Genomic DNA, 9,387 nt, shown 5'->3' with positions numbered 1-9,387 from the left:
AAGCCGCAACACTTCGTTATCGGCCTTGGCATCGTAGCGTAAACTACGACCTGCGGCCTCTGCCTCGTTTTGCGGCTTTTGGATCAGCAACTCGGCTCACGAGGGATTCAATCAGAGGTTCCTTAGGCTGAAGAACGGTTATCAATTTTGCGGACATTTCGTAAACATTGATAAAGTCAGCAACGACCTTGCCGTGTGAATACTGCCAAGAGTCATACTTTGGCCTTGGATGTCCTTTTCGTTTTGTTCGGCTTGGCTCAATGCCAATTTCCTATGTGACAACGTCAGGGTCGAAGTCACCGATCAGTTTGAAATAGACCTCGCCTTCATTCGTCGCCACGTCACTCTCCTGAGCCCTAACGCCCGCAATCACCGGTGACAAAACCAGAGCGAAGCGGAGGTTTTGGCATCCGGTGCATGGCCTGGTTAGCTATCGATCCTCGTGCAAGCGACCTTCCACATATTTATGAAGAATACTGGCAACAAGTGTTTGGTAGGGGATGCCTTCTGCCAGGGCTTTCTTCTGGAGCCCCCTAAGATCCTTGGAGGATAGTCTGATGTTAATACGGGCATCTTTCTTGAACATGGCCTCGGCGTATTGTTGATGCCGCAGTTTCCTGTCTTCACTGTCTGGCGACCGCTGCAGCTCTCCTGCATCGAATGCATCCAGAATTTCTTGCTCTTCTTTATCCAGCCTACTCATTTTGGACCTCCCAAATAGGTTTTGGTCGCTTTCCGGCTCGGGATGATCGTTTTCAGAAAAACCTCATCCTCTGACTCCACAAAGGGCACCAAATACGCATACCCCTCTATCTCAATCACATGAATTTGTTGCCCCGGATATCGCTCCTGATTCGGATGCTCGAGCGTATCCAGGATGCCTCCAACCGAGATATGCAAAACCACATCCTCGAAAGAGACGTTCCTTTCTGCTTGGAGAAGCTTGTTCTTTTCTGGGTTCCATGTAATGGGTTTCATAGATCAAAATTTAGCACATTGTGTGCTTTTTGTACTCATGGCTAACGTTCAAGGTAAGGGGCTGGCTGGAAGCGGGCGAAGCCCGCTGTAAGCCAGTCCCGCTTGACCGCAATGTTAGGCATCGCCGTCTGGGCGCAAAAGCTCAGACAATTCCGGCATGGTTTCATATTGTTTTCCAGGTGATGTAATCACATCCCACGATGCCTTGGAGCCAACGAACAAGTGGGCGCTGACCTTAAGCTGGATATCCCCTTCAAGCAGACCGGCAGGTACCCAATAGTAAGGCGTGCTTCTGAGCGGGTTAGGGACGGGGGAACCGCAGTTAGAGCAAAAATCGGAACGGAACCCCGTGTCTTTAACCCAAGAGGAAATGTGTTCTTGGCCGCCTACCCACCGGAAATGCTCGTTGCCAATAATGGCTGCTGTATTCGACGAAGCACCACCTTGCTTTCGGCATAGAGAGCAATGGCATTGGTAAAGCTTCGGGACCACACCGACAATCTCAAACTCAATCAATCCGCAGAGGCATCTACCGCGCATGGAGTATTCCTTGTATGCCTAACGCCGCGCTCACCGGCAAATTTGGAGCGCAGCGGAAAATTTGTCCGAGTGCAGTGCCTTGTTAGCTGCATTATCTGGTGAGACGGTCATAGTCCGCTTTCACCGAATTCGAAACTGATGCAGGATCAATTAGCTCTAAAGCGGTTTTTAAATTTCTACGACAACTTGAATTGTTCGATACTCTTCGGCCAATAGTAGAGGTGTTATCTACTGTTGCACGTATCAATGCAGCTACTTCGCGAGGCGAAAAGCTTTGAATCATTTCATCATAATAAGGAACTGCGGCATTAGACACACCATAGCCGTTGCCGACACGGCAGCAAGCAACAGTCTGAACGAAATGATCTTGTATAGTCTCTGGAACAGCTCCTTGCTGAGTAACTTCTAGCAATCTCTCAGCAAACGGTGGTTCATTGTAAAAGTTATTCATACCATTGTGTACGTTCCACAATCTGTCTATAGCGCGAGAGAAAACAACGTGCTGCTCAGATTCGTTAAGCAGCCCTAGAAGCCCCAACTTCTCAAAAAATTGCAGCGACGCCGCGTGCTTATCTTCCAGCCCTCTTGCCACATAATCAGAGTGACTATTTATTAAGTCGGATTTAATAGACGACGTAAACGCACCACTTAAGTCATTGCAAATATCTATTGCATTAAGCCGCGCAGGTTCCGCTGTAGCAGGATCACAATATATTCCATGAACCATATTGACGAGCATTTGCCTTTGCGCGTCATGTGTTTCTGTTAATCGCTGCACCCATATTTGACATTGGTGGTTGTTAAATCTCGGCCCTTTTACGGCCGATATAAATGCACCGATATCTACACCTCTAGGTGAGGAAGAATCTGCCAAAGCATAACGAACACAGCGATTTAAGAAAGTGGTGAACTCTCGATCATTTACTGTCCCCATTGTCGGATGCGCTGCTGAAAAATTATTTCTAACTTCACGGCATTGATCTAGAAAGAAAAAACCATCTTCGTCAATAATATTCAATTTCAAGCATAGATCGAGAAGCCTGCTGTCTTGCAATTCAAGAAGGTGTTTTTCCTCAAAATCACTTTGCTGAATCTGAGCAACTACCGCCAAGCCAAAATTTCTGATTTTCTGACGCAGTTGAAGAATTGCAGCATTCCAAACGTAGTTCATCGCTCCGTCAAATAACCCCGTGCTGACGGCAACACACATTCTGGCTATTAACTCACCTCGTAAATCCCCTGGAATTTCTCGCAGCTCGCGTGGCAGATCCCGCCAAGCATATTCGATCTCCTCTTGGCTGGCTAAAACCTCACGAGGAATACCGAGAGCTGCCGTCAGTTCTGCTATCGCTGGAAGCACGGTATTTGGTAAAGCAGGAAGGTTAACGTCTTCCTTTACGATTATGTCGTTCATCGTTTCTCCGATCTCGATTTATACGAATAGCTAACGCCGGAAATAAGCTGCCGCCGCATCGCGGCGGTCAGCTTGATTGACTTGTTATGCCGCTCTTGCGGCGAAGGATATAGCAATGGATTTTGATGCAGACGATAGCGACAAGTTACCCGAACTGCCCCCAATGGGCCACCCGCTGCAAAAACTCGGCGCTCGGCTTGCCGAATTGCTAGACGATGACCATTGGGCTGAATGCGAACGGCTGCTGCTTGAGGGTTGGGCGCACGACGAAATTGACCGGAAGACTGGTCGGCACTGGCGGGAGAACAGCAAATTGGAAGTGTGGTTCCCGCTGACAGCCGAAGAGCTTGAGCGTCTTCGCGTCGAGAACGCACAACTGCGGCATAACGCTCCGCATAAGCCGCGTAGCGAAGCGGAGTCGGCTTGATGCGGTTGTTAGGCGATTTTGGAGGATGAGATGAGCGACGATTATTACTACAGCGGGCAGTATGCCGAAGAACAGGCCGAGGCCGAGGCGCAGGCAAAAGAGTTTGCGCACCGACCTGGGCCATGGCATGTCAGCGAGCACACCGAAGGAAGCGAGGCGCTAATTTACGACGCCGATGGGTTTGAGGTTGCGCGGGTGTGCTACCCAAACCGGAATGCGGACGCGAAGCTGATAGCCGCTGCGCCCGGACTGCTGAAAGCGGCAAGCGCTGCATTGTATTACATGCGACTGCACAAGTACGCGGATCAGGCATGGGCTGATGATTTGGAGGCAGCGATTGCTGCGGCCATGACGCCTAACGTGGAGTTGAGGCGCCTGCGCGGCTTTTCGCGCAGGTCGCCTCGAACGGAGAGTTAGATGTACGTTGTTTTTTCATGACCGATTGTAAACCTTGATATTGAAACCCTCTTCTGGCTGAGGCGGTTTAAAAAACGAGGTGATGTATTCAAATTGCTCTACCGTAGTTTCCATAGAGCCTTCAGGTTTTTCTCTATTTCGTTTCTGCATTTGTTCAATACATAAGCTGTTCGGCGCGTCGATGAAGTGCAATAGGTGATTTGCATTTGCAGCCTCAAAGATGCTTCGAATCCACTGGCGAGCCTCGGGAACGTTAGCAGGAAAGTCGAGCGCCACAGAAAGGCCACTAGATAGCAGTTCTTGGACATGTGGAGTGACTACATTTTTGAGTCGTCTGGAGTACTTCAAATAATCATTGAAGTCTGAGATTTCGTTCGGAAATAGACGCTGTAGCCAAATATCTTCGCAAATCAGCACTGCACTGTGTTCCGACGCAAGCGATTTGGCCAAGGTTGATTTTCCCGCTCCCAATTTTCCGCAAAGAAAGTGCAGTGTGGGCTTAGTTTTCAAGTTTTCTCCAGATACCGTTGAGGCAGTGTAGTACGTCTAACAAGCAATATACACCTTGGCAGGTGTATATTTCGGTAGAGGGTAGGTGTATAACACGGTTGTCATTCATCTATCTCTTTGTTTCAATTGCCTGATTAAGAAATAGAGGGCTTAATGGATGGCTGCAAACACACCTTCGCCTAAATTACTTGATCAGGTTCGTGATTTGATTCGAACCAAGCATTACAGCATCCGCACGGAAAATCAATATCTTCAATGGATTAGGCGGTTCATCCTGTTTCACGGCAAGCGGCACCCGCGTGACATGGGCGCGCCAGAGGTCGAGGCGTTTTTATCCCATTTGGCAGTTTCCCGCGATGTGGCCGCTTCAACGCAGAATCAGGCTTTATCAGCACTGTTGTTTTTGTATCGCGAGGTGCTGGGTATCGATTTGCCTTGGCTGGATAATGTTACTCGCGCCAAACGGCCTCAACGCTTGCCGGTCGTGCTTTCGCGTGATGAGGTTCGCGCCGTGTTGGATCGGATGTCGGGTGTTTATGGTCTGATGGCTTCGCTGTTGTACGGCACGGGCATGCGCTTGATGGAATGCGTGCGGCTACGCGTCAAGGATGTGGACTTTGCTCGGGGTGAGATTTTAATCCGCGATGGCAAAGGGGCGAAAGATCGGGTGACGATGTTGCCAGAATCGCTGGCTCCTGCCTTGCAAAGCCATTTGAACCAACGCCGCGCTATTTTCGAGGATGACTTAAGGGCTGGCAAGGCGGGCGTATATTTGCCGAATGCGCTGGCGGTCAAGTATCCCGGTGCACCGATCGAATGGGGATGGCAGTATGTATTTGCTTCTGGCAGTTATTCGATGGATCCGCGCAGCGGTGCCGAACGGCGCCATCATCTGGATGAAAAGTTGTTGCAACGCGCCATGAAAAAGGCAGTGAGGGCAGCCGATCTGGCCAAACCAGCGACACCGCACACTTTGCGCCATTCGTTCGCCACGCATTTGTTGGAGCGTGGGCAGGATATTCGAACGATTCAGGCGCTGCTCGGCCATAAGGATGTGGCGACGACAATGATTTATACGCATGTGCTTAATAAAGGCGGGCGCGGGGTGGTCAGCCCGCTCGATTTCTGAGCGGGTGTTCTATTATTGAGGGCCTGTTTTACCCGAGATAAGCCCATGTCTGAGTTCTGGAATCAAAAATACGCGCGTGATGATTATTTTTACGGTGAGCAACCGAATGACTTTTTGCGTTCGCAGGTGTTTCGCCTGTCGCCCGGTGCGCGGGTGCTGGTGGTCGGTGATGGCGAGGGGCGCAATGGCGTGTGGCTGGCAGAGCAGGGTTTTACTGTAACGACGGTGGACGCTTCCCGCGTGGGGTGCGAAAAATCCGCTGCCCTGGCGTCTGATCGGGGCGTGTCGCTCACCACGCTATGTGCTGATTTGTTGACATGGGATTGGCCGGTTGCCGCGTTTGATGCGGTGGTTTCTGTTTTTCTGCATTTTTCGCCTGATGAACGGAAGGTAGCCCATGCACGGATGCAAGCGGCGCTGGTGCCCGGCGGTTGGTTGATTATTGAGCAATTTCACCCGAATCAGTTGAACGGTTACAACAGCGGTGGGCCTAAAGCTGTTGAGATGCTAACCACGATGAGCGATTTGGCCGAGGACTTCAATGCCATTGACTGGTGGCTGCTGGCCGAAGGGACGACGTGGCTTGATGAAGGATCGGGGCATTCGGGCCTGGGTTATGTGAGCCACGGGGTCGGGCGCAGGCAATGAACGAGTTTCGAGGGACGTACGAATAGAGTGTTTCTGCGGGCTAGACTCGGCAAATCCCCCCCGCCCCCCTTTGCTAAAGGGGGGTGAGGTGTTGCATTTGTGAAAGGGGGAGTGAAACGCTGGAATCTTGCGCTTCCCCCTTTGTAAAAGGGGGATTGAGGGGGATTTGGTTGTTTGGACAAGGTGTGACAAATCCCCCCCGCCCCCCTTTGCTGGCTACGCCAGCTTCGCGTTAAAGGGGGGTATGAGGTGTTGCATTTGTGAAAGGGGGAGTGAAACGGTGGAATCTTGCGCTTCCCCCTTTGTAAAAGGGGGATTGAGGGGGATTTGGTGGTTTGGACAGGGTGTGACAAATCCCCCCTGCCCCCCTTTGCGAAAGGGGGGTATGAGGTGGTGCATTTGTGAAAGGGGGAGTGAAACGGGGGAATCTTGCGCTTCCCTCTTTGTAAAAGGGGGATCGAGGGGGATTTGGTGGTTTGGACAGGGTGCGGCAAATCCCCCCCCGCCCCCCTTTGCTGGCTACGCCAGCTTCGCGTTAAAGGGGGGTGAGATGGAGCCTTTGTGAAAGGGGGAGTGAAACGGTGGAATCTTGCGCTTCCACCTTTGTAAAAGGGGGATTGAGGGGGATTTGGTGGTTTGGACAGGGTGCGGCAAATCCCCCCCGCCCCCCTTTGCTAAAGGGGGTAAAGCGATGCATTTGCGAAAAGGGGGTGAGGCGGTGCCTTTGCGCAAGGTGGGTTTGAGATACCTTTTCCAGAGGTTGTCGGTGCGCGGTTTTGGCATTGCTCGCCCCTTCAGTCGCTGGGTAGTGGTGCCATTAATGCTTGTATGTCGGCTTCGCTGAACTTGGTTAGTGCGGAGCCGTCGCCGCTCAGTACGCCTTCGGCGAGTTTGGCTTTTTTGTCCTGGAGGGCGAGGATTTTCTCTTCGATGCTGCCTTCGGCCACCAGTTTGTAGACGAATACCTGCCGGGTCTGGCCTATGCGGTGCGCGCGGTCGGTGGCTTGATCTTCCACGGCGGGGTTCCACCACGGATCGTAGTGGATGACGGTGTCGGCGGCGGTAAGGTTGAGGCCGACGCCGCCGGCCTTGAGGCTGATGAGGAAGATGGGTATGTCACCGTTCTGAAACTGGCGCACGACGGTTTCGCGATCACGGGTTTCGCCGGTGAGAATGGTGTGGGCGAGTTTGGCTTTGGTCAGCGCTTCGCTGATGAGTGCCAGCATGGATGTGAATTGCGAGAACACGAGGATGCGGCGCCCTTCGTCGACCAGTTCCGGCAGCATGGTGAGCAACAGGTCGAGTTTGGCGCTTTGCGCTGCGTGCTTGCCGCTCTTGCCCGTCTGGCGGCTGGGCAGCAGGCGTGGGTCACAACAGACTTGGCGCAGCTTGAGCAGGGCATCGAGGATGACGATGTGGCTGCGCGCCAGCCCCATGCTGTCGATGGATTGGCGCACCTTTTCATCCATGGCCGAGCGGACGGTTTCGTAGAGGTCGCGCTGCGCACCTTCGAGTGACACGCTGCGGATAATGCTGGTTTTAGGCGGGAGTTCTGCTGCGACATCTTCTTTGCGCCGCCGCAACAGAAAAGGGCGCAGGCGGCGGGCGAGCAGGTCACGGCGGATGGTATCGCCATGCTTTTCAATGGGTGTGCGAAACGCGCGGGTGAACGCGGTTTTATCGCCGAGAAAGCCGGGCAGCAGAAAATCGAACTGTGCCCATAATTCGCCCAGATGGTTTTCCATCGGTGTGCCGGTCAGGCTGAGGCGGTGTTCGCTTTTGATACGCCGTATGGCTTGGGCCGCCTGACTGGACGCGTTTTTGACTGTCTGCGCTTCATCGAGAATAAGCTGGCTCCAGGTGTGTTGTTCCAGTACTTCGATGTCTCGCCACACCAAGGGATAGGTGCTCAGCACGATGTCGTGTGTGTCGATTTGATCGAATAATGCGCTGCGGTTGGCGCCATGCAGGGTGAGTACGCGCAGTGCCGGTGTGATGTGTTCGGCTTCGTGCCGCCAGTTGAACAGGAGCGAGGTGGGCAGCACGATGAGCGCCGGATGCGTCAGTCGACCCTGTTGTTTTTCGCGCAGCAGGAAGGCGAGGGTTTGCGCGGTTTTCCCCAGGCCCATGTCATCGGCAAGAATGCCGCCAACGCCCAGCGTACGCAGGTGGCTCAACCAGCCGAGCCCTTCGCGCTGGTAGCCGCGCAATTCAAGACCAAGCCCTTCGGGCGGTTCGACGGCTACGGGCACGCCTGCGCTTTGGATGCGCCGGGCCACTTCCAGTGCATGTATCGACCCATTCGGTCGCATGTCTTCGGGCAGTGCCGCCAGCCGGGTGGCATCGAGCGTGTGCAGGCGCAGTCCCTCGCCCTGCGGCCGGTCGAACAGGTCGATGAGCTGGCGCACGATGGTTTTGATTCGCCCTGCTTCAACGCGGATGCGCAGGTTCTCATGACTGCGCAGAATCACGCTGGCATCATCGGCCTGTTCGTCGATAAAGCTGCTGTCCAGCCAGCGCGGTTCGCGCGCGAACAATTCACTGAGCATGGGCGTGAGCGCAAGCCGCTGGCCGTCGATCAGCACGCCAAGATCAAGGTCGAACCAGCCGGAACCGTCTTCATTGACGGTGGCATCCCAGCCTTCCGGCTCATGCCATAAATGGCGAAAGTCGTCGGGGATTTCCACCAGCCAACCCGCAGCGCGCAGTTTGGGCAGCGCTTCGATCATAAATTCGACCCATGCCGCCTCGTTTTCCAGGCCATACAACGCGCGCGCGTCATCAAGAACACTGGCGGGGATGCGGGTGAGGCCGTATTTGCGTAGCTGGCGCGTCCAGCGTGCTTCTTCGTCTGCATGACGTTTGATGTAGACCCACTGCCCCTTGGCGTTCTGACTCAACCCTGTGCGATCATCGGGGCCGACCCTCATCCCGTCGTAGTCGAACGCAAATTCAGCCACATCAAATCCGTTGAGCACACCGCCATAGCTGCGGTACGGATTGATACGTCGAACTGCCAGTGTGTGCAGACTGAGAACGGGCTTGGGGGCGATGTCGATGGCGGCGGCTTCGCTTTGGATGGGCGGAGCCAGATCCGGTGCCGATTCGGCCAATACGGTGGTGACCAAGGGCAACGCCTGTTCGGTGACCGGCGGTATGCTGAGCAAGCGTTTGATCCGGCCTGGGTCTTCGGTCGTGTTCACACGCCCCAGCTCGCCGGTGCGCGCATCCAGATACCAGAATGCCGATAGCGCGAACAGTTTTGCTGCGGGTTCGACCAAGAGTTCAGGGCGCAGGGTGCTTCCCTCCCGGCGCCATTGCAGG

10 protein-coding genes are annotated in these 9,387 nt (G+C 53.9%); 4 read left to right on the top strand and 6 right to left on the bottom strand.

Annotated features, from left to right (window positions below):
* Positions 1-430 precede the first annotated feature (430 nt).
* The 4 genes from PHD44_RS11545 to PHD44_RS11530 form a co-directional block, all read right to left on the bottom strand.
* Positions 431-703 carry a hypothetical protein gene (locus PHD44_RS11545; RefSeq protein ID WP_286810067.1) on the bottom strand — a complete coding sequence of 91 codons (273 nt, stop codon included), beginning with the start codon at positions 701-703 and terminating at the stop codon, positions 431-433.
* A complete protein-coding gene (locus PHD44_RS11540) occupies positions 700-978 on the bottom strand; it encodes a BrnT family toxin (protein ID WP_300191842.1) in 279 nt (92 codons plus the stop codon). Before PHD44_RS11540 ends, PHD44_RS11545 begins: the two co-directional genes overlap by 4 nt.
* A 114-nt stretch (positions 979-1,092) precedes the next feature.
* Complete coding sequence (locus PHD44_RS11535; protein ID WP_300191839.1) at positions 1,093-1,518, bottom strand: GFA family protein; 426 nt, start codon at positions 1,516-1,518, stop codon at positions 1,093-1,095.
* Positions 1,519-1,609: 91 nt separating this feature from the next.
* A complete protein-coding gene (locus PHD44_RS11530) occupies positions 1,610-2,932 on the bottom strand; it encodes a hypothetical protein (protein WP_300191836.1) in 1,323 nt (440 codons plus the stop codon).
* A 115-nt stretch (positions 2,933-3,047) separates the two neighbouring features.
* Here PHD44_RS11530 and PHD44_RS11525 point away from each other — a divergent pair, with 115 nt between their 5' ends.
* Positions 3,048-3,359 (top strand): hypothetical protein, encoded by a 312-nt coding sequence (locus PHD44_RS11525; protein ID WP_300191833.1) that lies wholly within the window; start codon positions 3,048-3,050, stop codon positions 3,357-3,359.
* A 30-nt stretch (positions 3,360-3,389) separates the two neighbouring features.
* Positions 3,390-3,776 carry a hypothetical protein gene (locus PHD44_RS11520; RefSeq protein ID WP_300191831.1) on the top strand — a complete coding sequence of 129 codons (387 nt, stop codon included), beginning with the start codon at positions 3,390-3,392 and terminating at the stop codon, positions 3,774-3,776.
* A 15-nt stretch (positions 3,777-3,791) separates the two neighbouring features.
* Here the strand turns inward: PHD44_RS11520 and PHD44_RS11515 are convergent, their stop codons facing one another.
* Positions 3,792-4,286, bottom strand: coding sequence for an ATP-binding protein (locus tag PHD44_RS11515; RefSeq protein ID WP_300191828.1), 495 nt, complete (start codon positions 4,284-4,286; stop codon positions 3,792-3,794).
* Between the two features lie 157 nt (positions 4,287-4,443).
* Between PHD44_RS11515 and PHD44_RS11510 the strand changes: the two genes are divergently transcribed.
* Together PHD44_RS11510 and PHD44_RS11505 are read left to right on the top strand one after the other, a co-directional pair.
* The gene (locus PHD44_RS11510) at positions 4,444-5,415 is read left to right on the top strand and encodes an integron integrase (protein ID WP_300191825.1); all 972 of its coding nucleotides are present in this window, start codon (positions 4,444-4,446) and stop codon (positions 5,413-5,415) included.
* A gap of 45 nt (positions 5,416-5,460) precedes the next feature.
* Entirely contained in the window at positions 5,461-6,063 is a 603-nt protein-coding gene (locus PHD44_RS11505) for a cyclopropane-fatty-acyl-phospholipid synthase family protein (protein WP_300191824.1), read from the top strand.
* A 794-nt stretch (positions 6,064-6,857) separates the two neighbouring features.
* On the opposite strand, the gene PHD44_RS11500 is transcribed toward PHD44_RS11505, so the two are convergent.
* On the bottom strand, positions 6,858-9,387 hold a 2,530-nt coding region (locus tag PHD44_RS11500; RefSeq protein WP_300191822.1), incomplete at its 5' end, for a DEAD/DEAH box helicase.

The sequence above is a fragment of the Halothiobacillus sp. genome (assembly GCF_028710545.1).
In the GTDB taxonomy this organism is placed as follows: Bacteria; Pseudomonadota; Gammaproteobacteria; order Halothiobacillales; family Halothiobacillaceae; genus Halothiobacillus.
This window is presented reverse-complemented; position numbering and strand designations above follow the sequence as displayed.

Excerpts from the sequence above, each read along its gene's own strand:
- PHD44_RS11530 (WP_300191836.1), bottom strand. The coding sequence starts at position 2,932 with ATGAACGACATAATCGTAAAGGAAGACGTTAACCTTCCTGCTTTACCA.
- PHD44_RS11520 (WP_300191831.1), top strand. The coding sequence starts at position 3,390 with ATGAGCGACGATTATTACTACAGCGGGCAGTATGCCGAAGAACAGGCC.
- PHD44_RS11525 (WP_300191833.1), top strand. The coding sequence starts at position 3,048 with ATGGATTTTGATGCAGACGATAGCGACAAGTTACCCGAACTGCCCCCA.
- PHD44_RS11505 (WP_300191824.1), top strand. The coding sequence starts at position 5,461 with ATGTCTGAGTTCTGGAATCAAAAATACGCGCGTGATGATTATTTTTAC.
- PHD44_RS11535 (WP_300191839.1), bottom strand. The coding sequence starts at position 1,518 with ATGCGCGGTAGATGCCTCTGCGGATTGATTGAGTTTGAGATTGTCGGT.
- PHD44_RS11510 (WP_300191825.1), top strand. The coding sequence starts at position 4,444 with ATGGCTGCAAACACACCTTCGCCTAAATTACTTGATCAGGTTCGTGAT.
- PHD44_RS11545 (WP_286810067.1), bottom strand. The coding sequence starts at position 703 with ATGAGTAGGCTGGATAAAGAAGAGCAAGAAATTCTGGATGCATTCGAT.
- PHD44_RS11540 (WP_300191842.1), bottom strand. The coding sequence starts at position 978 with ATGAAACCCATTACATGGAACCCAGAAAAGAACAAGCTTCTCCAAGCA.